Genomic DNA, 26,599 nt, shown 5'->3' with positions numbered 1-26,599 from the left:
ATCTATTCATCATACCAAAGAACAAAGTAATTTCGCTACTTTTCCTGTATCATGACGTAGCATTTTTTTTGAATGATCAATAATATTTGCTTCAATAATATCGATGTTCATTTGCATTAAACGATCCGTATCATAAATAACTGGGGATGCATTTTCTTCCGCATACTTCTTACGGTATTCGTCTTCAATTGGTTTGTTGTGTACTAATACGGAATCGATACAGCCTGTACCGACATGATCCTCTATCGCTTGAATATGATCTGCAGCAGTATAATTAGTTGTTTCCCCTTCCTGCGTCATCACATTACAAACATATACTACTTTTGCTTTCGTCTCACGAAGCGCATCTCCAATTTCAGGTACGACTAAATTTGGCATGGTAGAAGTATACAAACTACCTGGAGCGATCACAACTAAATCCGCTTTTTCAATGGCATGTATCGCATCAGGTAACGGCAAGACAGGATCTGGTTGTAAAAAGACACGCTTAATTGGTTTATTAGCAAGTGGAATATTCGATTCCCCAGCAATAATTTCTCCATCTTCCATTTCAGCATGTAAAAACATGTTCTGGTTCGCAATGGGATAGATATTTCCCTTTACATTTAATACACGTGATATTTCTTTAATTCCATTATAAAAATCACCAGTCACTGAAGTCATAGCAGCGAGCAATAAATTACCCATTGAATGACCAGTTAAACCGTTTCCGTTTTTAAAACGGTGTTGAAATAATTTCAATAGCATCGGTTCTACCTCAGACATTGCCGCAATGACATTACGAATATCTCCTGGTGCTGGAATGGACATTTCTGTTCGAAGTCTGCCTGAACTTCCTCCATCATCTGCAACAGTAACAATAGCTGATAAATTAATTGGATATTCCTTCAACCCACGTAAAAGTACTGGCATACCAGTTCCGCCACCTAATACAACGATGTTCTTTTTATTATCCATAGCCATTAGTGACCCTTCCTTTTGTCAATATCTCTGTGAGTTGCATGTGTCACATACTGACCAGAGAAATGATTTTTAAGATATTCTGCGATTGTTACGGAGCGATGCTGTCCACCCGTGCAACCAATAGCAATAACAAGCTGGCTTTTTCCTTCACGTTTATACTGCGGCAGCATAAAATCTAATAAATCTGTCACTTTATCTAAAAACTTTTGTGTCTCTGTCCATTTCAATACATAGGAAGATACATCTGAATTCAACCCAGTTAATGGCTGAAGCAGCTCTACATAATGAGGATTTGGTAAAAACCGCACATCAAATACTAAATCCGCATCAATCGGTAATCCATATTTAAAGCCAAATGATAGAGAATGTATAGAAAACACTTCTTGCTTTTCTTCACTATATTTTTTTACAATCTTTTCACGAAGTTCTTTCGGTTTTAAATTGGTTGTATTAATGAAATGTTGCGCTCTTCCTTTTAACTCGTCTAGTATTTTTCTTTCTTGTAAAATACCATTTAACGGAAGTCCATCCTGTGCCAGTGGATGTGAACGCCTTGTTTCTTTATAGCGTGACACTAATGTTTCATCTTCAGCGTCTAAAAATAAAATGTGCTCCTCCAACCAATCCGCATTAGCTAGATGGTCCAACGCCTCAAATAATGTATCGAAAAATTCTCTACCCCTCAAGTCAATGACTAACGCGACCTGACGAATATTATTACTGGCATCTTTCATTAATTCTAGAAATTTAGGTAATAATGCGGGCGGTAAATTATCCACACAATAATAGCCTAAGTCTTCAAAACTTTGGACGGCTACGGTTTTTCCAGCCCCTGACATTCCAGTTATAATAACCAGTTTCGTTTCCTGTTTGTTTGACATGGTGCTCTTCCCCCTTTTACAAACTAATTCAATCTGTAATCTGTTATCTGATAATCTGATCCGTATTTGAATGTGCCATACAAAATCGAATCATGTTGTAATAAATGTTGATGGATATATTTATCGGTTGGAGCGGTAGGTAAGTTAAAAACACGTTCGATTGGTATCCACTCTAACTTTCCTTCCTTTGACTGCTCTAATAAATCACCTTCAAAGTGATCACAAAAGAAAGTAAACATCATCCACTCTTTAACTGTATCTAATTCCGTTTTTATCATAGTAAAAACACCTCGTAATTGCGGGTCGATTAAATGTAAGCCTGTTTCTTCTTCAAATTCTCTTGTGACAGATTCTTGAATGTTTTCACCTTGCTCCATCTTGCCACCAGGCATTGCATACCATCCTTTACTAGGCTTTTGTAGCAATAAAATCTGATTGTTATGTTTTAGAATACAATTGGTTACTCGCTGCAATACGACTCACTCATTTCTAAACAATATGTAATCATTATACTATATATAAGCTTTTCTATCTAATTCGTTTTCATTTTTTATTGTCAGTTGATTTATATTGATGTTCTCAAAAATTCCATCGTAGCACTTAATTAAAGACAAAAAAAATACACAGGCAGTATCACCTGTGCAACAATATATTTTAAAAAAGGGGGTCAATTAGTTAATTATATTGTACCCCATTTTTATTTCGTGCGTGTTACAACAGCATTAAAATGCAATGACGTTTTCATTCAAATTTGTTACAAATTATTGGACTGTTTTTAATGAGTCTTTTAAATCTTCTATATAAGATTGTGCTGCTTGTGCTGCTATACTACCATCACCTGTTGCTGTAACAATTTGACGTAGCTCTTTGTCTCGAATATCTCCAGCAGCAAATACTCCGGGAACAGATGTCTCCATTTGCTCATTGGTTGGGATATAGCCTTCTTCGTTTGTAATTCCGAGTGATTTGAACGGCTCGCTTAATGGATTCATTCCAATATAAATGAATGTACCATCAGCTGGATGATCATACTCTTCACCTGTTTTCTTGTTGTATAGGGTCAAACTACCAACTTTACCATCTTTTTCGTTAATTCTTTTTACTACAGTGTCCCAGATAAAGTCTACTTTTTCGTTATCAAAAGCTCTTTCTTGAAGAATATTTTGAGCACGAAGCTCATCACGACGGTGAACAATGGTTACCTTGCTAGCGAATCGAGTTAAATATACACCTTCCTCAACAGCTGAATCTCCACCACCAATAACTAATAGCTCTTTGTCTTTAAAGAATGCACCATCACAAACTGCACAATAAGAGACACCGCGTCCACTCAATTCTTCTTCGCCTGGTACACCAAGTTTTTTGTATTGTGCACCTGTAGTAATGATCAATGTTCTTGTTTTATATTCCTTTGAACTTGTAACGATAGTCTTATATTCTTTTCCATCAATTACTTCTTGAATATCTCCATAAGCATACGCTGCTCCGAATTTTTTTGAGTGCTCAAACATTTTGTTCGATAAATCTGGACCGAGAATACTTTCATAGCCAGGATAGTTTTCTACATCTTCTGTATTAGCCATTTGTCCACCTGGAATCCCTCGCTCTAACATTAAAGTATCTAAGTTAGCGCGTGAAGTATAAACTGCAGCAGTCATTCCTGCAGGTCCAGCTCCCGCTATAATTACATCATAAATTCTTTCTTCTGACATTTTTTCTTCATCCTTTCAATCTTTATAAAGCTATACTTTTTTTAAAAACAATCTTTTTGATGCTTATATGCATGTGTAAAAAACTAAAAAAATGGATACATTTCAACGATTCAATATACCCATTATCGTATTTTTAAATAAGAACGTCCAACAATATGCTCACTATATAATTTAAGCCTATTTTTTTAGTTTTTCCCATGGTGGCTGCTCTGTGTTTAATACCGAATGAAGTATTGCTCCTTCTTCCCAAATATTTTCTGCTTTTCTTTTGTCATCTACATGATAAGCAGCATCAGCAAAGTACCTATAATAATTAATATGGCCTCGTAATCTTTTTTTAGACAGCGTAAGAAAACGATTATATGCCAATTGATAAGCCCCCACATGTGCAAAAGCAACAGCTATGCGTAGTTTTTGTTGCTCATGTATAGGAAAAATATTAACTAAAGACTGTTGGATCTTTGTTAACTCTTCTTGTTTTGCCCGTTCATGGTAAAACATCATTAGGTTAGTTAAACAGAAAATCGAATTCGGATCTTCAGATAACCAACGTTCCTCTAATTCTAATGCTTCCCTTTCTTCACCAGAAAAAAACAATGCATAGGCATATTCATGCTTGGCAGTTATATGATCAGGAAAAAGAGTCATCATCTCTTGTAAAATCGATAACGCCTTGTCCCAGTCCCTTCTTTCTAGATGGTAAAATGCTGTTTCTTGATAAATCAATAACTCGTCTTCTTCTTCTAACCAATCCTCGTCTTCTATTTCATCTTCACTTATCTCTAACACAGAGAGCAATTGTTCTGTTTCTTCTTTAAACTCACCCTCAGGATCTTTTTCTAAATAAATGGTTGCATATTTTTTTGCATCACGTAATAAACCTAAATGTGCGTAATTGTTTGCAATTAAATAATAACAATCCAAATAGTCATCTCCTTGCTTTTCGATCACTTCGGTAAGTATTTGATTCGCTGCATGATATGCGCCTATTTCTGTATAAATAATCGACATTTGACATGGATATAATGGCTCTTTTGGATCAGCCTCTGTCGCTTTTTTAAACCATTTTAATGCTATATCAAATTTTCTTTTTTGAAATGCTTGAACACCTTTGGAAAAATAAAAATCGCCCTCAGGAATAAAAGGAATGACATTATTTGCGGATGTATCAATACTTTTATTGTCTTGTGTAATATTCATATGCCTCCCCCTTGATTTAAGGACCAATCATACCGTTTGAAGTATATCACATATTATACGATCTTCCTATACGTTTCTACCTGTAACTAATGATTCCCTTTAAAACAAAAAAACTTGGAAGCTATCCAAGTTTTTCTCACCAGACTAAGTCTCTTCTATTATATTCCATATTTCACGAAATGCTTTATCATTCATCTCGAAATAAGCATCCATAAACCCATAATAAATATAACCATCCTTTAACAGTGTGAGCTTAACCGTCGTTCCATCTGCTAATTGAAGTATTAATTTTCTAAATGATGCGTCGTTCCGTGCTTCATTTATCGGATCTGATTGTGCACTTCTAGGATGAACATCCGTTTGGTACAGTTCAGAAACAAAAGCGTTGACGGCTTTCATATCAGTAATTGAATGATAATTCTCTAGGCCTTGATCCCAATCACTAAATAATTGATAGGTTGCTGAGGTTATATTTCCTTTCATATTTAATTTAGTGAAAAAATCTTCCCCATTCTGAATGGTTATTCCATTTAAATTTTCATAAAATTCACTGTGAATCTGTCCATCTTTGTCTTTTCTATATGTCATTATTCTAAAATCTTTACTATATCCTTTAACAGTGTAAACATCTGTTTCACCTATCGTCGAAGCAAATTCTTGATCATAAGCTTCTTGCTTACTCCATTCATCTATTGTTCCTTTTGTTGTTCCTAGCTTTTCACCTAACATGTTTTCTGCTGTCTTTAGATTAACTTCTGAGCTCGTTTGTGTGTATATTCTTTCATTGTATACAATTAAACCAATCATGTCCGCATTCGCACCTTCTTCAGGTAACTGTATCGGCGGAATGCCTACTCCACCATCTTCGGTTGCAAATGGCTGATTAGCCGTATCGTTTCCATCTTGATTCATATTTAGTAAAGCAAATGCACCAATTGATAGAAATAAAACTGCCGCAAAAGCCAATACCTTTTTATTTAGCCTTTTATTTATAAATGGACGTTCTTTTTTTGCTTGCGAAACTCCCAATTTAATGCGTTGATGTAGCGTTTCAGGAATTTCGATTTTTTGCATTTCTTTTTTAATTTTGTTATCCATAAAAACCATCTCCTTTCAAGTTGTCTCGAAGCTTATCTAAGCCTCTATATGAAATAGTTTTTACTGTACCCAAAGGTATTTCTAGCGTTTTAGCTATTTCCTGAAATGTTAGTCCTTCGTAAAACCTTAAAATGATTATGCTTTTCTCGCGTTCATCGAGCAGTTCAATTACATCACGTAATGTTAATGACAAATCAATCAGCTCATTTCTATCATCAGGAACATTCAATACTAATTCTGTTTCTAACGGTACAACCTTTTTTTGTTTACGTAGAAAATCAAGAGAGCAATTAATTACGATTCTCATTAACCACGTTTTGAAATACTTTGGTTCTTTTAAGCTTTCGATTGTTTTGAATGAACGATAGGCTGTTTCCTGAACAACATCAAGCGCGTCATTTTGATTTTTTACATAAATATAAGCCATTCGATATATGTCTTGTTCGTATTTTTTAAATAAAGTTAAAAACGCCTTATCGTTTCCTTTTTGCGCTTTCTTCACTAAATGGATCACGAAACATCCTCCTTCCTACTTCTCTTTTACCTATTAGACGTACAAACCTTTCATTTAGCTTTATTTTTTTAAAAAAATAACCGAACTAACATATATTAGCCCGGCCATACCATTTTTCACTTGTAACAATATTCACTTTTTGTTTTTGCACTGCTATTGAAACTCGGATCCGCACTATTCCTTTAGCAGTTAATTTGTTGAATCGCCAGTTGCAACTCTCGTTTATAATAGGCAATTTCTTCTTTATTCCAATATAACCTTTCACTTAAAAATGCTAGTACTCCAGCACCATTTTCTTTGACTACATCTATGTCAGAATAAATGTCACCCGTGCGCCTGATAAAAAAGTCGAGTGGCATATAAATACATTCTTCTACTAAAGCATAAACAAGCTCAGCAAAAATTAAAGGATCTACACCATAACGTTCAGCTTCTTTATAATACCTAGTATAGTTCTCCCAAATCTTTTCAACATTTTTTCCGTAACGATTAATATAAATATGTTTTTGATATGTGCTAAAAGGGAGATCTTTTCGTTTTAATTGTTCTTTCTTAAATGTTCTAAACCCTGTCGTTCCATCAAAGTCACTACCTGATATCGGAAGTGACTTCGTTTCAGACAAAGAATACAAGATACCTTTTTCCTTTTTAAATTGCCTAGCGATACTATCTACCACTTTGGCAGCCACTTTTCGATAGGCAGTAAGCGCACCGCCCATAACTGATATTAAACCTGATTTGTCAACAAATATTCCATCTTTAAAACTTGATTTATTAATCGTTTTCTTATCGACAGTTGGGCTGACCTCTGTTCCAACCCAGCTAGATAAAATATCATTTATTTCTAAAGTTATTTTCGGAAAAAGTTCATTTATAGCATCTAGTAAATAATATTTATCCTCTTCTTCAACTACAGAAACATTACGGTCATCAGAAGGAAGTGTCTCAGTGCCAACATAGACTTTGTCCTTTTTTAATAAAGCAAAAATCATTCTACCATCTCGATGCTGAAAATAAATTGACTCGGTTATCGGAAGTTTTTTTTGATCAAAAACAAGCTGGACTGCTTTAATCCATTGATGTCGTTCTTCTAATTTAGGTGAATCTAGCTCTCTGACATCATCTATCCAGGCGCCTGATGCATTTACGATTTTCGATGCATAGATGTAAATATTTTCTCCAGTTATTTGATCCTCTACTTCTACACCAATAATTTTTCTTTGTTTATTATAAATAAATTGCATGACTTTCACATAATTTAACGCTGTTGCGCCTAGCTGAACCGATCTTTTAAGTAGTTCAATAGTTAAACGGGGGGCATCTATGCTGTAGTCTGTGTAAAGAGCAGAACCTATTAACTGATCTACTACTAATAATGGTTCCAGTTGTCGTGTTTCTTTTTCAGAAAAAATTTCATGTCGCTTTTTTTTAGCGACACCTATTATTCGATCATACATTGTTAAACCGATATTAGTACGCAATTTATTTAAACTTCTCTGTCTGTATAATGGAAGCAACACACTTTCACGCTTCATAAGATGTGGTGCATTCTTAGATAGGATTGCAATTTCCTTACCTGCATCTGTTATACCATTCGTTCCCCTACGCTCTAAATAATGTATTGCTACGCCACTTAGTTGAGTCAAACTACTAGAAGCTCCTGCAGAAAAATCTTGCATATCTAACACAGCCGTTTTCATTCCACGAGAGGTTGCATCCAAAGCAATTCCAGCTCCAGTTATACCTCCACCAATTACTAACACATCAAACGTTTCATCTGAAAGGAAGTTTGTTGTTTTATCTCGATCTACATTTGAGAAAGCCATTCCTCACACAACCCCTTGTGCTGTCATCATTTTCATTTCATATGACGTCATAAAATAATAAAGATAAAGCAAAATGTTAATTATTTAAAAACATGTCTTGATTTACTCGCTCTTGCATTTGTTCGGCTGTATAAACGGTTCGCATTGGGTTACCTGCAACAAATTCACCAGACCGAACGTCTTTATGCACAATAGTTCCTGCCGCGACAATAGCTCCATCACCAATTTCAACACCTGGCAATATGGTGCAATTCGCTCCTATCATTACTTCATCACCAATAATGACATCACCTAACCGATATTCTTTTATCAAATATTCATGGGCAAGAATGGTCGTATTATAACCAATGACCGTGTTTTTACCGACAGTAATTTTTTCTGGAAACATAATATCTAACATAACCATTAAAGCAAATGCAGTTTGTTCGCCTACTTGCATACGAAGACATTTTCGATATAACCAATTTTTAATTGATAAGAAAGGGGTATATCGCGCAAGCTGAATAATAATAAAGTTCTTTATTACCTTTAAAAAAGGAACCGTTTTATAGATGTGCCATAAAGAGTTTGCACCAACCACTTTGTAACGATCTGTTTTTCGCATGCGTCACACCTCAAGTATCGTTAATAAATCTTTCATTTCTTTGAGCATGTAATCAGGCTCATATGCGGCTAATGCACTTTCACCTTTCACAGACCATGCGACGCCTGCTGTTTTCACTCCTGCATTGTGGCCCGCTTCGATATCATGATAATTATCACCGACCATCATTGCGTATTGCGGATGAGCATCGAGTGCTGTCAACGCTTTGATAATTGGTTCTGGATGTGGCTTTGCGTTGGTCACATCATCTAATCCAATAATACAATTAAATGCATCATATAATCCTGTGATTTTCAATCCTAGTTCAGCTGTATCTCTTATTTTTGTTGTAACAATACCTAATTGATAACCTTCACTCTTTAATGTTTGAATCGTATCCACAACTGTTGGATACGCAACGACAAATTCCTCATGATTTTCTAAATTATGGGCACGGTAAGTAGCCATCATTTCTTCTGCTTGGTCAGCATCTACTTGTCTTAAGCTATCAATTAATGGGGGGCCGATAAAAGGAAGAATGTCCGCTCGATCGTAGACCTTTCCTGTATGTTTTTCCAACGTATGCTTAAATGAGGATATAATTAACTCATTCGTATCAATTAATGTTCCATCTAAATCAAAAAGAATGGTACGTATGCTCATGATTGTTTGCTTCCTTTCTATCTGTAAGCTGTTGTTTTCTATTCCAAATATACCCGACAAGTGCAGTTAATATTATTGCAGTGCTTAATCGTATCAACAAAAGCGGCCATACAGGTATGCCTAATGGAATAAAGATTAGCGTATCCTCTACAACTGCATGACAGGATACTAAAAATATAAATGCCAAATACATATCTTTTTTTGACACACCGTCTTCTTTAACTGCTTGAACCATCACGCCAGTTCCATATGCTAAACCAATAAAAAGCCCCGCAACCAAAGTCATCGAAGCGTTTCTTTCCATACCCAGCAAACGAGTAGATGGAGCCAATGTCTTAGATATTCGTTCCATCCAACCTAATTCACGGAATAATTGCAATAGCATCATTAACGGTATGACAATGGCTGCCAGTTGTAATATACTTACTAATGCCGTTTGAAAACCTTCCATTGTAATAGCAAGCCACCCATCTGGAACCGTCGCCTCTTTAGAGATCAATCCATATTGCGCTAATTGATTTCCACCATCCCAAACAAGCTGAATGATCCATGCTGATAGTACAGCGAGAAAAATTCTTACTCCTACAACAATCGGCCATTTAATCCCTACCCGAGTTGCTACAGTCGATTCAATAATTAAATTATGTGAAAAAGACAGCATCATTGCTAAAATAAAGACTTCTTTTACTGTAAAATCAAATGAGATAATAGCTGCAATTCCAGCATATAAATTTAAAGTATTTCCTAACACAAGTGGTACGGCTGCTTCACCAGATAACCCCAAAATATTCATCAGAGGGGTAACTAACTGAACCAGCCAATCTAATATAGGTGTATATTGCAAAATAGTTACAAGTACAGTTATAGGAAAAATAACTTTGCCTAAAGTCCAAGTAACTTGTAGCCCTTGCTTAATTCCTCTTTGTATTATTCCATTCACGATCGTTACTCCATTATATTTTTTTACCGTTATATCTACGGTTTACCATATTTGTTTTTCTACGGTAAATCATGATCGCAACACAAGCCACAACTAAAACAATTGAAATAACTTGCGCTGTGCGTAATGAGCCAATAATATACAAACTGTCCGTGCGCATTCCTTCAATGAAGAATCTTCCTACTGAATATCCAATTAGATAAGTTAAGAATAACTCTCCTCTTCTCGGGTTGACTTTGCGACGTAAAACTAATAATAAAATTAAAATTAATATGTTCCATACCGACTCATATAAAAATGTCGGATGATGATAAGCACCATTTATGTACATTTGATTCACAATAAAATCAGGTAAATACTGCATGAAGTTATTGTAAAACGCTTCAGATACAACACCGCCATGTGCTTCCTGATTAATGAAATTACCCCAACGCCCTATCGCTTGTCCAAGTATTAAACTTGGTGCCGCAATGTCTGCGAGTTGCCAAAACGATACCTTTTTCACCCTGGCAAAAACAATGGCAGTAATAACCGATCCAATTAAGGCACCGTGAATCGCTATACCGCCCTCCCAAACTGCAAAAACACTCCACCAAGGCCCATCTTGATACCTTTCCCATTCGAACACAACGTAGTATAGGCGGGCAGAAATAATTGCTATCGGTAAAGCAAACATAACTAAATCAATAAATAAATCTTTTTTTAACCCTAAACGATCAGACTCTCTAGTAGCTAACCACAATCCAGCAAACACACCACTAACGATAATAACTGCATACCAATAAATCGTTAATGGACCTATCTCAAGAAAAACGCGATCAATCGGTGGTGATACATTATATAACAAAACGGCAAACTCCCTTCCTTACTCCAAGTTGTAATCAATTCCTAAATTTGTCTTTTCTTCATCAATCATTGTTGTTAATCGAGTAGAAAACTCTTCAGCAGCATTAACTCCCATTTGCTTTAGACGGAAATTCATTGCAGCTACTTCAATAATGACTGCTAAGTTTCGTCCTGGACGTACTGGTAATGTTGCTTTCGGCACTTCCACATCGATGATTTTCATTGTTTCTTCTTCTAGACCTAATCGGTCATATTGCTTTTTTTCATCCCAAGATTCCAAATTAATAACGTAGGATATCTTTTTATAGGAGCGTACTGAACCAGCACCAAACAATGTCATAACATTAATAATGCCTAGTCCACGAATTTCTAAAAGATGTTCAATTAGTGGTGGTGAAGATCCTATCAAACGATCATAATCTTCTTGTCTAATTTCAACACTATCATCAGCAACAAGACGATGACCACGCTTAACTAATTCAAGTGCCGTTTCACTCTTACCCACACCACTTTGTCCCATAATTAGTACACCGACACCATATATATCAACTAGTACACCATGCATAGCAGTAAATGGTGCAAATTTTGCTTCTAAGAAGTTAGTTAATCGACTAACTACACGTGTTGTTTTATATGGAGAACGAAGCAATGGAACATCTGCCTCATCACATGCTTTAACAAGTTCTTCTGGAATATCCATTCCTCTAGAAATGACAATTCCAGGAGTTTTTTCCGTACACATTCTCTTGGCACGGTCGGCACGTTGTTCGGAAGTTAAATCTTTATAATAAGAGAGTTCTGTTTTCCCTAATAATTGCAATCTTTTGCTTGGGTAATAACGAAAATAACCCGTTAATTCAATACCCGGGCGTGAGATATCACTCATAATAATTTCCCTATTAACTCCATTAGCGCCAGCTACTACATCAAATTTAAATTGTTCTAATAAATCTTGCGTATAAACTTTCGTCAACTTCATCCCTCCAGCATGCCATTATCTTATTCCTGTTTGTAACAAGATCTACATGTATTGTAGCACTTTTTTACTGTACAATCACCAATTTAATCACAGACCAATCATTTTAATTGTACCGATATCCATCCACGCAATCCATTGACAAACCAAAGCTTGTCCGCATCCATAAGCTCGTCCTTTTTAATTATACGTTCTTGAATCTTGTTATGTTTCAACAAATATTGTCGATACGTACCAGGTAATACACCTGAAGTGATTGGTGGAGTGAAATAATCACCATTTATTTCAACGACAACATTTCCAAATGTAAACTCAGTAATCTCATTTTCCTCATTCCACAATAATGTAGAAAATATCGCTGGATCATCGGAGATATGCTTTTGATAAATCGAACGTTTTGTTGTTTTGTGATAATGAAAGACATCTGCTTTATCTATAGGAGAATTGGCTAAACAACAGTTTACACCTTGAGCGATATCTTCAAGAATTTCCGTTGAATGCTTTATCTCACCATTTTTATTTAATAGTAATCTTACTTTATATTTTCCTTTACCCGTTTGATGCCTTATTTCTTCCAAAACTGCTCTTACATTACCTTCAGAAAATGAGAACCCAAAATAGGCTGCAGATTCAGATAATCGTTTGATATGATACGATTCTAATGGATAAGTACCTTGATCTAATAACATAGTTTCTATTAATTGAAATGATGTGCGTTTTTCAGTCAATAGCTTAGCTTTTGTTTTTAATTCTTCGTACTCACTATTTATTTTAGAATCCCATGTTACACCACTACCTACACCATAAATTGCTTGATTATCTGTTTTATCAATAACTACAGTGCGAATGGGAACATTGAAAATCGCCTCATGCGCAGGTGTGAAATAACCAATTGCTCCACAATAAACGCCTCTAGCATTTTGTTCTAAAGATGCAATATATTCCATCGTTTTGATTTTGGGTGCACCTGTAATTGACCCACATGGAAATAACGCTTGAAACCAATCGATAATTTTATTCGTTTCTAAATCCGCTGTAATGGTTGAGGTCATTTGGTGTACTGTCGGATAAGACTCAATTTCCAATTGTTTTGTAACTTTTACTGAGCCTAGTTTAGCTATTTTTCCGAGATCATTCCGAAGTAGATCAACAATCATTAAATTCTCTGCTCGCTCTTTTTCTGATTCATATAACTGTTGTTTTAACACCTGATCCTCTTGATAAAACCGTCCTCTAGGTGATGTTCCTTTCATCGGCTTTGTTGTGATGGTTCCATCATTGACTTGAAAAAATAATTCAGGTGAAGCTGATAATATATCGAAGTTCTCTGTTTTAATATAAGCATTATAGGATGATTGTTGATTTTCTATTAGCTGCTGATATAACGTGTAGGAGTTACCAGAAAAGTCTGCTTTCATTTGCGTAGTATAATTTACTTGATAAGTATCACCTTGTTTGATCGCTCGCTTAATCGCTTGTATTCCTTTTTTATACTCATTGTAATTCGCAATGAAATTCCATTGAGAAAGGTTGTATGACTTTTTTACAGTACTAGTTGATGATTGGTTAGGTTTGTTAAATATCGCAAAATAAATAAGTGGAAATGCTGTATTTGAAGGATTAACTTTGTAATTAGAATCAAATGCCGGTGCTGCTTCATACGATAAAAATCCAGCAGCATAATGCCCGTCATTGATTGCACACTCTACTTTTTGTAATACAGGTAGTACTTGATCAAGTGTTGAAGCTTGATAAATAGCAAGAGGATCAGTAAAAGTTAATGTTTTTTGATTATGTTGTTCCGTTTGAAACGAAAATTGTAAAAAAGGATGATTCATTTTTATGTCTCCCGCCCTCACACTTTGTTGTTCATATTATAGCGTAAATTAGAGTGCTTTTACTATATTTAAAAGTACCCAATAGGCAGGAAGTCGGTTTCCTAACCTATTGGGTACGTCATGAGAGGTCTAAGTAATTTGATCTTTAATCAATCGATTCAAAATCAAGTTGATTAACGCTAATACGATGGCAGCAATAATAGCTACACCAAATCCATCAATCACAAATGAATTACCAATTAAAGATTGCGTAATCATGAGTGTTATTGCATTAATCACAAACAAAAACAAACCGAGTGATACGATCGTAATTGGAAGTGTTAATACAACAAGAATTGGTTTAACAATAAAATTTAATATAGACAGAATTACACTTGCTAATAACGCAGTACCTACACCTTCTAGATAAAATGCATCAAAAAGCTGCGAAACTAACGTTAGAGCAAGTGCATTTAGTAATAATGATACGAACCAACGTGTCATTCTTCAATACCATTATCAATTGGCATAATAATTGCAGCCGCAATATAAACAAACAACAATGGGAAAAATGCTGTGAATGGAAGTGCAACAACAAAAATTAGTCGTAAAATCGTTGCATCCACATTAAAATATTCTGCGATTCCCCCTATCACACCAGACACCATTTTGTTTCTAGTTGAACGGTATAATCTTTTTTTCATAGAAAATTCCTCCTTTACATCTTATATTATGCTGAAACAGTTATATCTTTTCACTAGTTGATCTATCAATTATATTCCTCAATCAGCTAAAATTTAAACACTTACGATTCAAAATTCCCATTGATAGAATTGTTCTTTAGCTAATTTATTCTTCACAATATCAGCTAGTTTATCTAGCGATGGATCCATATTTCCTAATACACCAGCCGCTTGTGACTGATGCGCTAAAATGGTTTCGAACTTTTTCTCAAAATAAGGGGTAATATCTAAAGTGATATCTGGTTGACCCAAATCCTCTAAACGTGTATTAGTAATCGCTTGCGCCCATACTTTTGGACGCTTTGAGGCTTCCATGCGCTGAACTGCTTCAATTGCTGCAGCACCGAATGCATCATGGTCTGGATGAACAGCATGCCCAGGATAATGCGTAATTACTAAACTAGGTTGAATCTCTTCTAAGTAGGTTAGTAAATGTTCTGCTATTTTACTACGCGATTCAAACTCTAATGTTTTATCACGATAGCCAAGCATATGCAAATCAACATCTAAAACTTCACATGCTGCAAGAAGCTCATCTTTACGAAAGTTTGGTAAGCTTTCTCTTGTTGCAAAAATAGGATTCCCCATATTCCTTCCCATCTCACCTAAAGTACCACATAAATATGTGACAGGAACGCCTTGCTCGCGAAACTTTGCAATAGTACCAGCTGCACCAAATGCTTCATCATCAGGATGAGGAAATATAACAACAACATGACTTTCCATCTATTTTAACTCCTTTGTCTTCAAACTTATTCTTTAAACGGTGTTCTACTAATCTGTAAGGCGACCATTAGACGTCCTTCTCGATCGTGGCCTGCTAATAATAGACGATCCAACTCATCTATTTCATATTCTCGAACACCTTCTGCATAAACCCATCCGTTATCTGTCTTTAATCCGACACGATAACCTGTCTGATCACCAATAATTTTTGCTTGTGTATAACGAATGCTGGCATTTCGCATAAACACCCCTACGTTAAATACATCTGCATTATGATGACTAGCATATGCTCCATTGGTCGTTTCAATATGAATATAAACCGTTTCATTTAAAAATTCATCTAATTTTAATTGTACAATGGCTACATCTATTGCTTCCAACTAGTTAAGCCCCCTCTCTTTTTCTCTCATAATATAAGTTACGCAAAAAAATCGTTAAGGTCAAAGTAAACGATATTACCATATAATGTTACGCAGAAAAAATTAAGCTTGTGTTACTTCTTCATGTTGCTTTAAACGTTGAGCCATTCGGTTACGATCACGTTCTAAGATTGGCTTCAAATACATGCCTGTATAAGATTGTTCGGATACCGCTACTTCTTCTGGTGATCCGGTAGCAATAATTTGACCGCCTCGATCTCCACCTTCTGGACCTAGGTCAATAATATGGTCTGCAGTTTTAATTACATCTAGATTGTGTTCAATAATTAAAACAGTATCACCATTTTCAACTAAACGTTGCAATACTTCCAACAGTCGATCAATATCATCTACATGCAATCCAGTAGTCGGTTCATCAAGAATATATAATGACTTCCCGTTTGAACGACGATGCAATTCACTCGCTAATTTAACACGCTGTGCTTCTCCACCAGATAACGTTGTAGCTGGTTGACCAAGGCGAATATAGCCTAACCCTACATCATAGACCGTTTGGAGTTTTCGTTTAATTTTAGGAATATTCTCGAAAAAGTGTAATGCATTTTCAATCGTCATATCAAGAATATCAGCAATATTTTTTCCTTTATATTTCACTTCTAATGTCTCACGGTTATATCGTTTTCCATGACAAACTTCACAAGGTACATACACATCAGGTAAAAAGTGCATTTCTATTTTAATGATTCCGTCTCCTCGGCAAGCCTCACAACGGCCACCTTTTACGTTAAAGCTAAATCTACCTTTTTTATAGCCACGAATTTTCGCTTCATTGGTTTGTGCGAATACATCACGAATATCATCAAACACACCGGTATAAGTAGCAGGATTGGAACGAGGTGTTCTACCAATTGGCGACTGATCAATATCAATCACTTTGTCTAAATATTCACTACCCTTAACTTGCTTATGTTTCCCTGGTTTTTGTTTTGCTCGATTCAATGTCATTGCTAAGTTTTTGTGTAAAATTTCATTGATTAACGTACTTTTTCCTGATCCAGACACACCAGTTACCGTTGTTAATAAACCAATCGGAATTTTCACATTTACATTCTTCAGATTATTTTCCTCTGCACCAATAATCTCAATATAACGATCAGTGGGCTCCCTTCGTTCTGTTGGCAAAGAAATAAACTTCTCACCAGAGAGATACTGTCCTGTTAACGATTGTTTCTTTTTCATTACTTGCTTAGGTGTTCCACTTGCAACAATATCTCCACCATGCTCTCCTGCTCCTGGTCCAATATCAATTAACCAATCCGCAGCAAGCATCGTATCTTCATCATGTTCTACTACGATTAATGTATTTCCTAAATCACGCATTTGTTGTAGTGTTGCAATCAAACGATCATTATCACGCTGATGCAAACCGATAGAAGGTTCATCTAAAACATAGAGGACACCAGTTAAAGCAGAACCAATTTGTGTAGCTAAGCGAATACGCTGTGCTTCTCCACCTGATAACGTACCAGCTGAACGAGATAATGTAAGGTAGTCCAATCCGACGTTTGTTAAAAATGTTAAACGATCTTGAATTTCTTTAACAATCATTTTGGCAATTTGGGCTTCTTTTTCACTAAGTGTAAGTTCAGAGATAAATTGATTCGCTTCGGTTACAGACTTTTCAGTAACTTGCCCTACGTGATATCCATTAATTAATACCGACATTGCTTCTTTCTTCAATCGATACCCTTTACAAGTTGGGCAGTTATTCTGCGCCATATACTTCTCCATTTGCTCGCGAATGAAGTCTGATGATGTTTCTCTGTAACGGCGTGCAATATTTGATAATACACCTTCAAAGTAAATATCATTCTCTCTTGTCATGCCATAGTCATTTTCATATCGAAAGTGAATTAAATCTTTTCCACTTCCATGTAAGATTTTATCTAATTGATCTTTAGGTAATTGACTGACTGGAACTTCCATATCAATTCCATAATGCTCACAAACACTTTTCAGTAGCTGTGGATAGTATTGTGAACTTGTCGGTTCCCAAGCAACAATTGCACCTTCTTTTAATGAAAGTTCTTTATTTGGTATCACTAAATCAACATCCACTTCTAATTGCGTGCCTAATCCGTCACAACGTTCACACGCTCCAAAAGGACTGTTAAATGAAAATAATCTTGGTTCTAATTCCCCGATGGAAAAACCACAGATTGGACAGGCATGGTGTTCATTAAATAATAATTCTTCTTCACCTATTACATCTACAATAACTTTACCTTCACCTAAACGAAGTGCTGTTTCTAATGAATCTGTTAAACGGCCAGCTATTCCTTCTTTCACAACAATTCGGTCGATTACTACTTCAATGTTATGTTTTTTATTTTTTTCTAATTGTATTTCTTCGCTTACTTCTCGCATTTCACCATCAACACGTAGACGAACATATCCTTCTTGCTGTAAATTCTCTAACACTTTTACATGCTCGCCTTTTCGCCCGCTAATAACCGGCGCTAATATTTGAAGCTTCGTGCGCTCTGGGTATTCTAAAATACGGTCTACCATTTGCTGCACCGTTTGTGAAGTGATTTCGATTCCGTGCTTTGGACATGTAGGATGACCTACTCTAGCAAATAACAAACGCATATAATCATAAATCTCTGTTACAGTCCCCACTGTCGAACGGGGATTTTTGCTAGTTGTTTTTTGATCAATCGAAATTGCTGGGGACAACCCCTCAATTGCATCCACATCTGGTTTATCCATTTGGCCTAAAAATTGTCGAGCATAAGCAGAAAGGGATTCTACATATCTTCTTTGCCCTTCAGCATAAATGGTGTCAAATGCAAGTGAGGATTTCCCTGAACCAGATAGCCCTGTCAGCACGACTAATTTCTCTTTTGGTATATCAATATCTATATTTTTTAAGTTATGTGCACGAGCACCTTGAATCGTTATTGCTTTTTTCACCATTTATCTTCATCCTTCCGCCTTAAGTTCCAGTACTAAATCTCTTAATTCAGCAGCTTTTTCGAAGTTCAATTCTCTTGCTGCCTGCTTCATTTCTTTTTCCATTTGTTCGATCATCTTGTCTTTTTCTTTCTTAGTCATATTGCTGAGTTTAGGCGCTTCCGTATAATCTTCTGTTGATTCTGCCGCCATTGTTGCACGTATGACATCACGCACTTCTTTTTTAATTGTGGTAGGTGTAATGCCATGCTTCTCATTGTACGCTTGTTGTTTTTCACGTCGTCTTTCGGTTTCATCAATTGCTCGACGCATCGAATCAGTAATACGATCAGCATACATAATTACTTGTCCATTTTCATTACGGGCAGCACGCCCCATTGTTTGAATAAGCGAACGATCTGAGCGTAAAAACCCTTCTTTATCTGCATCAAGAATCGCTACAAGTGACACTTCTGGAATATCTAATCCTTCTCTTAACAAGTTAATTCCAATTAATACATCATATTTACCGACACGTAAATCACGAATAATTTCTATTCGCTCTAGTGTTTTAATTTCAGAATGTAGATACGCCACCTTCATGCCAATTTCTTTTAGATAATCGGTTAAATCCTCTGACATTTTTTTCGTTAATGTCGTAATTAACACACGCTCATTTCGTTCGGTACGTTTATTGATCTCGCCAATTAGGTCATCGATTTGACCATCAATCGGACGAACTTCCACTTTTGGATCGAGCAAGCCAGTTGGTCTAATAATTTGCTCCGTCATTTTCGGTGTATGTTCTAATTCATAAGGACCTGGTGTTGCTGATACGAAAACGAATTGATTTGCTTTTTGTTCAAATTCTTCAAATGTAAGCGGACGGTTATCCAGTGCAGAAGGTAGACGAAAACCGTGATCTACTAACACTTGCTTACGTGCCTTATCTCCATTAAACATTCCTCGAACTTGTGGGAGTGTAACGTGTGATTCATCAATAACAATCATAAAATCATCAGGAAAATAATCGATAAGTGTGTAAGGTGTTGATCCAGGCTCCCTTAATGTCAAATGTCTTGAATAATTTTCAATTCCTGAACAAAACCCCATCTCAGTCATCATCTCTAAATCATAGCGTGTCCGCTGTTCAATGCGCTGCGCTTCTAATAATTTATTATTTTCACGGAAAAATTTTAATTGTTCTTCTAATTCTTTTTCAATATTTTTCATGGCGACTTTTAACTTTTCTTCTCCGGTAACAAAGTGGGAAGCAGGAAAGATCGCAATATGTTCTCGATCACCAATAATTTCACCTGTTAACGCATCTACTTCACGAATTCGATCAATTTCATCACCAAAAAATTCAACACGAACACAATGCTCTTCTCTTGAAGCCGGAATAATTTCCACAGAATCTCCCCTCACACGGAAAGTACCACGCTGAAAATCGATATCGTTTCGTGCGTATTGAATATTTACTAATTCACGTAACAATGCATCACGATCCTTTTCCATGCCGACACGAACAGATAGTACTTGGTTACGATATTCTTCTGGTGAACCTAGACCGTAAATACATGACACACTAGCAACAATTAGCACATCATTTCTTTCAAATAAAGAAGAGGTTGCAGAGTGTCGTAATTTATCTATTTCATCATTAATACTCGCATCTTTTTCAATAAATGTATCTGTAGAGGGAACATAAGCTTCAGGTTGATAATAGTCATAATAACTGACAAAATACTCTACAGCATTATTCGGGAAAAATTCTTTAAATTCACTATATAATTGCCCAGCTAATGTTTTGTTGTGGGCAATGACTAAGGTAGGTTTATTTACTTCTGTAATTACATTGGACATCGTAAATGTTTTACCTGTACCAGTTGCTCCAAGTAAGGTTTGTGCTCGCTTGCCTGATGTAATTCCATTAACTAATTCTTTAATTGCTTGAGGTTGGTCCCCTTCAGGACTATATTTAGAAACTAAGTCAAAGGTTTCAGCCATGATTAATCCTCCGTTCTATTTCACGTTCTTTAGTTTACCACATTATACTACAAATCAAACAAAAAGCGAACAAGTATTCGTTTTTGTGTGTTTTTAATGTTTGAGTGAATTTCACATCAAGCCTATATAAGAAGAATTCGTGATTAGAAGAAAATGACCAAAATCATTTATTTTTTTAATCAAAGTAGTCAAAATAATTAGCTTAGGACCAAAAATAAGTATTACCTTATTTGAAAAAAGTCGTCTTTATCGATTTATGGCCATATTTCTTTAAATTTTTAACGAAAGTGGTCAAACATTAACATTCGTGACCAAAAATTCAAATAAACTTTAAGAAAGTGGTTCGGCTATTCAGTGTTAGTATTTAAAAATGTTTATACTAAAAAGGCTTGAGAATTATTTTTCTCAAGCCTTTTTTCAAAGTGCAATATCATTTAATATGATTGATCATATTTGTTTACTTCTAATAAATCAATCAGCTTAATGTTTTTATGCTTATCTTGGAACCAACGAAGTGCGAAATCATTTTTAAATAAAACTAAAAACGCTCCTTCACGATCCTTAACAAGTAAATTTCTTTCATCAAACAGTGTCGTATCAACTTTTTCTTCATCAAGCCATCTCGGAATACGTTCACCCATTGATTCTAAAACAATATCTACATTATATTCATGTTTCATACGATGCTCAAATACTTGATATTGCAATTCACCTACAGCACCAATTATATAGCTTTCCATTGGATATGCCGTAAACAATTGAATGGCACCTTCTTGTACTAATTGTTCTAACCCTTTTTTAAATTGCTTTGATTTCATTACGTTTTTAGCTGTCACTCTTTTAAACAATTCTGGTGGAAACTGTGGCAATTCATCATAAGCGAACATTTCTTTCCCTTGAATTAATGTGTCACCGATACGGTATGCATTCGGGTCATAAATTCCAACGATATCACCGGGATAAGCTACGTCAACTGTATCTCTTGATGAAGCAACAAATTGCTGTGTTTGTGACAATTTAATTGATTTTCCTGTCCGCTCCAATGTTACACTCATACCACGCTCAAATTTTCCAGAGCAAACGCGCAAAAACGCCACACGATCACGGTGTGCTGGATTCATATTAGCTTGAATCTTGAAAATAAAACCCGAAAATTCTTCTTTATCTGGCTGAACTAATCCTGCTGTCGACTTACGTGGGTTTGGCGATGGTGCCATTTCAATAAACGTGTCAAAAAACGTTTGTACACCAAATGGAGCCAACGCACTACCGAAGAACACAGGTGTTTGCTCTCCACTTAAAACCGCTTCTAACGAAAATTCGTCACCCGCTTCTTCTAATAATTCAAGCTCTTCTTCTGTTTCTTGAAAAGTTGGATCTTGTACTAAGGACGCATGATTTTCATCGTCTAATTGGTCAAAAGGAATGTATGTCTCTGCTTCATTCCCATTGAATTGAACAAACTGCTCATGATATCGATCGAAAATCCCTAAGAAGCGTTTTCCCATTCCTACAGGCCAATTCATTGGATACGTCTCAATATCTAATACTTCTTCAATCTGTTCCAATAATGCTAATGGTTCACGGCCTTCTCGGTCCATCTTATTAATAAAAGTAAAAATAGGAATGCCTCTCATTTTACATACTTTAAACAACTTAATTGTTTGTGCTTCGATCCCTTTCGTAGCATCGATAATCATAACGACACTATCCACCGCAGTTAGCGTACGATACGTATCTTCACTAAAGTCTTCGTGTCCCGGTGTATCTAGAATGTTAACTTTATAATCTTTATACGGAAAATTCATTACACTAGACGTCACAGAGATACCACGCTGCTTCTCAATTTCCATCCAATCTGAGGTAGCGAATTTGCCTGACTTTTTCCCTTTCACTGTACCTGCCGAGCGAATGAGGTTTCCAGTTAATAATAGCTTTTCTGTTAATGTTGTCTTACCAGCATCTGGGTGCGAAATAATCGCAAACGTTTTTCTTTTATTCACTTCTTCTACAATAGTCATTAGATAAATCCCTTTCTTTGTTAAATTTCACTTAGTTTCACTGTCATAAGGGATCTTTTACATCGGCTTGAAGCTCCTTTAAATATGTTTTCCATTAAATTTTTTTATATATACGATAGTAAAAATAGCATGATTATTCCTACTTAGTCAACTACTAGAGCGATATACTTTAGATCATTTACTGATACGGTAGAATAAAAAACGTCCAAACGTCATGTTTTTTATATGCAATTTTTTGGTATAATGAAAGGATATTATTATTTATTAGTAAAATGAGAGGTAAAATAAATGCAAACTTTTTATTTAGATAAACAAGATATTATTAAAATTACTGGCCAACGCTTTTATAGAAGAGGGTATGATTACTTTAAAAAGGGCAAAGTCGTTGGATTAACATATAACCAAGCTATTGACACATGGACTGCTCAAGTACGAGGGGCAAATATCTATTCTGTACGAATTTTTTTCTTCGAGAATGCTGAGCTAGAAGGAAAATGTAATTGTCCAGCTTACCATGAGCACTTTACTTGTAAACATATTGCTGCAGTGTTGTTAGCTATTTCTCAAAATGGTAATAAACAAGCCGAGATGAATGACAAGACTTACAATAAAAAGGCAGATCTACCTATGCCTAGTGATCCGTTCACATTACGTTTAATCCACACATTTAATCAAACAAATAAAGCACATGCATTAGAGCAAGAAATGTTGCAAATACAATATATCGTTAGTCACAAGAAGCATCTGTCTAATAAACCAGATTTTTTTGATGTTGAAATACGTGTCGGTACTAAAAAACCTTACGTCATCAAGGATATTCGTGAATTTTTAGCACACGTAAAAAATCAACAAACTTACACAATTACGAGTACTTTCAAATATGATCCAGCTTCACATTATCTTGATCAGAAAGACGCACACATTTTACATCAATTAATGCTATGTCAACACAATGAAAGCCTGTTTGAAAATGACTATCCAATGCTAGACAAACGTGCAATTAAACTGGCGCCGTATCTCTCTTTAGATCTTTTAGAAAAGATCAATCATCGTAACTCCGTTTTTGTTACGGCGTCCAAAGAAGCTTTAACCCATTATATTTTAGAAAATAACTTACCAAGTCTTCATTTTCCGATTGAAATGGATAGTGAGGTTAGTTTTTCTATTAGTATGAAATCCTTATTTCAGTACGAATATGTTGAGCAATACGGACTGCTTGTAAACGGCAATCAGCTTTATTCCTTAACACCAGAACAACAACAAGTCATTGACCAAATCTATATGTTATTACCGTATCGAAAACAATACGTACACCGTATAGCACAAGAACATATGGAATCCTTCGTCGCATATGTATTACCACAATTGGCTCAAATAGGTACTATTGAATTTTCAACAAAAGCAACAGAAATGTTAGAGGACCATCCACTTGAAACCGTAATCCATATAGATGTAGCAAAAGATGTGTTAATTGCAAGTGTTGCTTTTCACTATGGAAAGTACAAACTACAGCCATACGAAAATTATGACAGCAATGACTTAGTAATTAAGCGTGATATTGACAAGGAGCAAGAAATCATTACGTTTTTAGAACAGGCTGGATTTTACTTTATGAACGGTAGATTTAAACTATTTAACAATGAGCGAATGTATCAATTTTTAAACGAAAAAGTAATCGAGTTACAAGATTATGCAACCGTTCATTTTTCTAAGAAAAGCCAGACATTGTTTATTGACAATGAACCTAATCTAAAAACGAATATAGCATTAAACAAGCGCCTTGGCATGCTTGATGTTTCTTTTGATGTGGAAGGTATTTCCGAAAAGGATATCAAATTATTATTGGATGCAGTTGTAGAGAAAAAACGGTATATTCGATTACCTGATGGACCACTCGTTTCATTAGAAAAAGATTCGTTCCGTTCATTTCAATCCTTTGTTGATCAATTACAGCTTTCAAAAAAAGATGTGCACAATCAGCATGTACAAGTTTCTGCAGCAAGAAGTTTTCAAATAGAGGAAGCTTTTCACGAACAGTTAATCCATTATGATGAAACGTTTGTTCAATTACTTGAAGCGTTAAAACAACCAGAAAAACTTCAATTTTCACTACCAAATACATTACAAGCTACATTACGAGATTATCAATATATTGGTTTCCAATGGCTTAAAACATTATCGCATTATAAACTGGGCGGCATATTAGCAGATGATATGGGGCTTGGTAAAACCATTCAAACAATTAGCTATTTATTAAGTGAAAAAGAAGCAAAAAACGATAATTACAAATCATTAGCGATTGCCCCGGCTTCACTCGTATACAACTGGAAAAAAGAAATAGATAAATTTGCACCAACACTTCAATCAAAAATTATTATCGGCACGAAAGAGGAACGAAAAGCTTTAGTCGAAGAGCAGGATGATACAGACATTTATATCACCTCTTACCCATTAATTAGAAAAGATATTGAATTATACGAGAAGGTTGAATTTGATGATTTAATTCTTGATGAGGCACAAGCAATAAAAAACCACTTAACATTAACTGCTAAAGCGGTCCGGGCTATTAAAGCTTGTAATCGATTTGCTTTAAGTGGTACGCCAATTGAAAATGCACTTGAAGAATTATGGTCTATTTTTGAAACATTAACACCAGGATTTCTTGGGTCGAAAAAGCATTTTTTGCAATTAGACACAAACTATATCGCTTCTATTACACGTCCGTTTATTTTACGTCGACTAAAACAAGATGTATTAAGCGAATTACCAGAAAAAATTGAAACTGAACAGTATGCTGAATTAACTCAACTCCAAAAACAAGTGTACCTAGCATATGTGGAAAAGATGCAAGCAAAAATCTCTGAAACAGTTGCAACAAAAGGTTTCAAAAAAGGAAAGCTGGAAATTCTAGCTGGTATAACACGCTTGCGTCAAATTTGTTGTCATCCAAGTCTATTTTTAGATAACTTCCACGGTAAATCTGGAAAGCTGGAACATTTAAGAGAATTAGTTAATGATATGAGAGCTCAAGGAAAACGACTATTAATTTTCTCCCAATTTTCTAGTATGCTTCAGATCATTGGTGAGACACTGAGAAAGGATGGCTATTCTTATCATTATTTAGATGGAAGCACACCGTCTGAAGATCGAGTGAACATGGCCGATGCATTTAACGAAGGAGATAAAGATATTTTCTTAATTTCATTAAAAGCTGGTGGAACTGGTTTGAATTTGACCGGTGCAGATACAGTAATTCTATTCGACTTATGGTGGAATCCTGCCATTGAATCACAAGCAGCAGGCAGAGCACACCGTATCGGTCAAAAAAATGTTGTTCAAGTGATTCGGTTAATTACAGAAGGTACAATCGAGGAGAAAATATTCCAATTACAAAAAGAAAAACGTGAATTAGTTGATCAAATTATTCAACCTGGTGAAACGATGTTATCAAAATTATCCGAAACAGAAATACGCGAATTATTACGTTTTGATAGATAGAAAAAAAGTGCCGAGATATTGTACTGCACCCCAAAAGTTAGAGTGAAAATCTAACTTTTGGGGTGTATTTTTATGGCTAAATATAGTGAACAATTTAAATTAATGCTAGTAAAAGAATATCAAGATGGAAAATTGGGTTATGATATATTAGCAAGGAAGCACGGTATGAAAAGCAGTTCACCATTAAAAAGATGGGTAAAGGTATTTGAGAAATTTGGAGTGGAGGGATTAATGAGGAAAAAACATA

The 26,599-nt window shown here is 35.5% G+C and carries 23 protein-coding genes; 2 read left to right on the top strand and 21 right to left on the bottom strand.

All coding sequences use genetic code 11. The features are described from left to right. Positions 1-9: 9 nt before the first annotated feature. The 21 genes from HP569_RS11080 to HP569_RS10980 all read right to left on the bottom strand — a co-directional run bounded on the left by HP569_RS11080 (position 10) and on the right by HP569_RS10980 (position 22,854). Positions 10-963: a gluconeogenesis factor YvcK family protein gene (locus tag HP569_RS11080; protein ID WP_182201242.1), complete on the bottom strand. Its 954-nt coding sequence runs from the start codon at positions 961-963 to the stop codon at positions 10-12. Further along, positions 963-1,844 (bottom strand): RNase adapter RapZ, encoded by an 882-nt coding sequence (gene rapZ, locus HP569_RS11075; RefSeq protein ID WP_182201241.1) that lies wholly within the window; start codon positions 1,842-1,844, stop codon positions 963-965. The genes HP569_RS11080 and rapZ overlap by 1 nt, the downstream gene beginning before the upstream one ends. Positions 1,845-1,867: 23 nt before the next feature. Further along, a complete protein-coding gene (locus tag HP569_RS11070; RefSeq protein WP_182201240.1) occupies positions 1,868-2,317 on the bottom strand; it encodes an 8-oxo-dGTP diphosphatase in 450 nt (149 codons plus the stop codon). Positions 2,318-2,605: 288 nt separating this feature from the next. Continuing rightward, positions 2,606-3,556, bottom strand: a complete 951-nt coding sequence (gene trxB, locus HP569_RS11065) for a thioredoxin-disulfide reductase (RefSeq protein WP_182201239.1) — start codon at positions 3,554-3,556, stop codon at positions 2,606-2,608. 177 nt (positions 3,557-3,733) lie between these two features. Beyond that, positions 3,734-4,756 carry a tetratricopeptide repeat protein gene (locus HP569_RS11060; RefSeq protein WP_182201238.1) on the bottom strand — a complete coding sequence of 341 codons (1,023 nt, stop codon included), beginning with the start codon at positions 4,754-4,756 and terminating at the stop codon, positions 3,734-3,736. 144 nt (positions 4,757-4,900) lie between these two features. Then, a complete protein-coding gene (locus HP569_RS11055) occupies positions 4,901-5,854 on the bottom strand; it encodes a hypothetical protein (RefSeq protein WP_182201237.1) in 954 nt (317 codons plus the stop codon). Beyond that, a complete protein-coding gene (locus HP569_RS11050) occupies positions 5,847-6,368 on the bottom strand; it encodes a sigma-70 family RNA polymerase sigma factor (protein WP_182201236.1) in 522 nt (173 codons plus the stop codon). The genes HP569_RS11055 and HP569_RS11050 overlap by 8 nt, the downstream gene beginning before the upstream one ends. A gap of 182 nt (positions 6,369-6,550) precedes the next feature. Next, complete coding sequence (locus HP569_RS11045; RefSeq protein WP_182201235.1) at positions 6,551-8,194, bottom strand: glycerol-3-phosphate dehydrogenase/oxidase; 1,644 nt, start codon at positions 8,192-8,194, stop codon at positions 6,551-6,553. Positions 8,195-8,270: 76 nt separating this feature from the next. After that, entirely contained in the window at positions 8,271-8,798 is a 528-nt protein-coding gene (locus HP569_RS11040) for an acyltransferase (protein WP_182201234.1), read from the bottom strand. Positions 8,799-8,801: 3 nt separating this feature from the next. Further along, positions 8,802-9,440, bottom strand: a complete 639-nt coding sequence (gene ppaX / locus HP569_RS11035; protein WP_182201233.1) for a pyrophosphatase PpaX — start codon at positions 9,438-9,440, stop codon at positions 8,802-8,804. Next, complete coding sequence (locus tag HP569_RS11030; protein WP_182201232.1) at positions 9,415-10,380, bottom strand: nucleoside recognition domain-containing protein; 966 nt, start codon at positions 10,378-10,380, stop codon at positions 9,415-9,417. Before HP569_RS11030 ends, ppaX begins: the two co-directional genes overlap by 26 nt. Positions 10,381-10,393: 13 nt before the next feature. Further along, the gene (lgt, locus tag HP569_RS11025; RefSeq protein ID WP_182201231.1) at positions 10,394-11,227 is read right to left on the bottom strand and encodes a prolipoprotein diacylglyceryl transferase; all 834 of its coding nucleotides are present in this window, start codon (positions 11,225-11,227) and stop codon (positions 10,394-10,396) included. Positions 11,228-11,245: 18 nt separating this feature from the next. After that, complete coding sequence (gene hprK / locus HP569_RS11020) at positions 11,246-12,205, bottom strand: HPr(Ser) kinase/phosphatase (RefSeq protein ID WP_425501866.1); 960 nt, start codon at positions 12,203-12,205, stop codon at positions 11,246-11,248. Between the two features lie 98 nt (positions 12,206-12,303). Further along, positions 12,304-14,040 (bottom strand): aminodeoxychorismate synthase component I, encoded by a 1,737-nt coding sequence (gene pabB, locus HP569_RS11015; protein WP_182201229.1) that lies wholly within the window; start codon positions 14,038-14,040, stop codon positions 12,304-12,306. 129 nt (positions 14,041-14,169) lie between these two features. Continuing rightward, positions 14,170-14,523 carry a phage holin family protein gene (locus HP569_RS11010; protein ID WP_182201228.1) on the bottom strand — a complete coding sequence of 118 codons (354 nt, stop codon included), beginning with the start codon at positions 14,521-14,523 and terminating at the stop codon, positions 14,170-14,172. Continuing rightward, entirely contained in the window at positions 14,520-14,723 is a 204-nt protein-coding gene (locus tag HP569_RS11005) for a PspC domain-containing protein (RefSeq protein WP_182201227.1), read from the bottom strand. The genes HP569_RS11010 and HP569_RS11005 overlap by 4 nt, the downstream gene beginning before the upstream one ends. Before the next feature lie 108 nt (positions 14,724-14,831). Further along, positions 14,832-15,488, bottom strand: a complete 657-nt coding sequence (gene bshB2, locus HP569_RS11000; RefSeq protein WP_182201226.1) for a bacillithiol biosynthesis deacetylase BshB2 — start codon at positions 15,486-15,488, stop codon at positions 14,832-14,834. Between the two features lie 26 nt (positions 15,489-15,514). Next, entirely contained in the window at positions 15,515-15,868 is a 354-nt protein-coding gene (locus HP569_RS10995) for a YojF family protein (protein WP_182201225.1), read from the bottom strand. A 102-nt stretch (positions 15,869-15,970) separates the two neighbouring features. Then, positions 15,971-18,847 carry an excinuclease ABC subunit UvrA gene (gene uvrA, locus HP569_RS10990; RefSeq protein ID WP_182201224.1) on the bottom strand — a complete coding sequence of 959 codons (2,877 nt, stop codon included), beginning with the start codon at positions 18,845-18,847 and terminating at the stop codon, positions 15,971-15,973. Between the two features lie 6 nt (positions 18,848-18,853). Further along, complete coding sequence (gene uvrB / locus HP569_RS10985) at positions 18,854-20,833, bottom strand: excinuclease ABC subunit UvrB (RefSeq protein ID WP_182201223.1); 1,980 nt, start codon at positions 20,831-20,833, stop codon at positions 18,854-18,856. A gap of 434 nt (positions 20,834-21,267) precedes the next feature. Next, positions 21,268-22,854: a peptide chain release factor 3 gene (locus HP569_RS10980; RefSeq protein WP_182201222.1), complete on the bottom strand. Its 1,587-nt coding sequence runs from the start codon at positions 22,852-22,854 to the stop codon at positions 21,268-21,270. Between the two features lie 288 nt (positions 22,855-23,142). Here HP569_RS10980 and HP569_RS10975 point away from each other — a divergent pair, with 288 nt between their 5' ends. Together HP569_RS10975 and HP569_RS14620 are read left to right on the top strand one after the other, a co-directional pair. Beyond that, on the top strand, positions 23,143-26,352 hold the full coding sequence (locus HP569_RS10975) for a DEAD/DEAH box helicase (protein ID WP_182201221.1): 3,210 nt from the start codon (positions 23,143-23,145) through the stop codon (positions 26,350-26,352). A gap of 72 nt (positions 26,353-26,424) precedes the next feature. Further along, positions 26,425-26,599, top strand: a 175-nt coding sequence (locus HP569_RS14620) for a transposase (RefSeq protein WP_182199881.1), incomplete at its 3' end; no start/stop codon positions are given.

The organism is Paraliobacillus salinarum (genome assembly GCF_014083865.1).
GTDB lineage: Bacteria > Bacillota > Bacilli > Bacillales > Amphibacillaceae > Paraliobacillus > Paraliobacillus salinarum.
The sequence above is the reverse complement of the archived record's forward strand: the minus strand, read 5'-3'. Positions and strand labels throughout refer to the sequence as shown.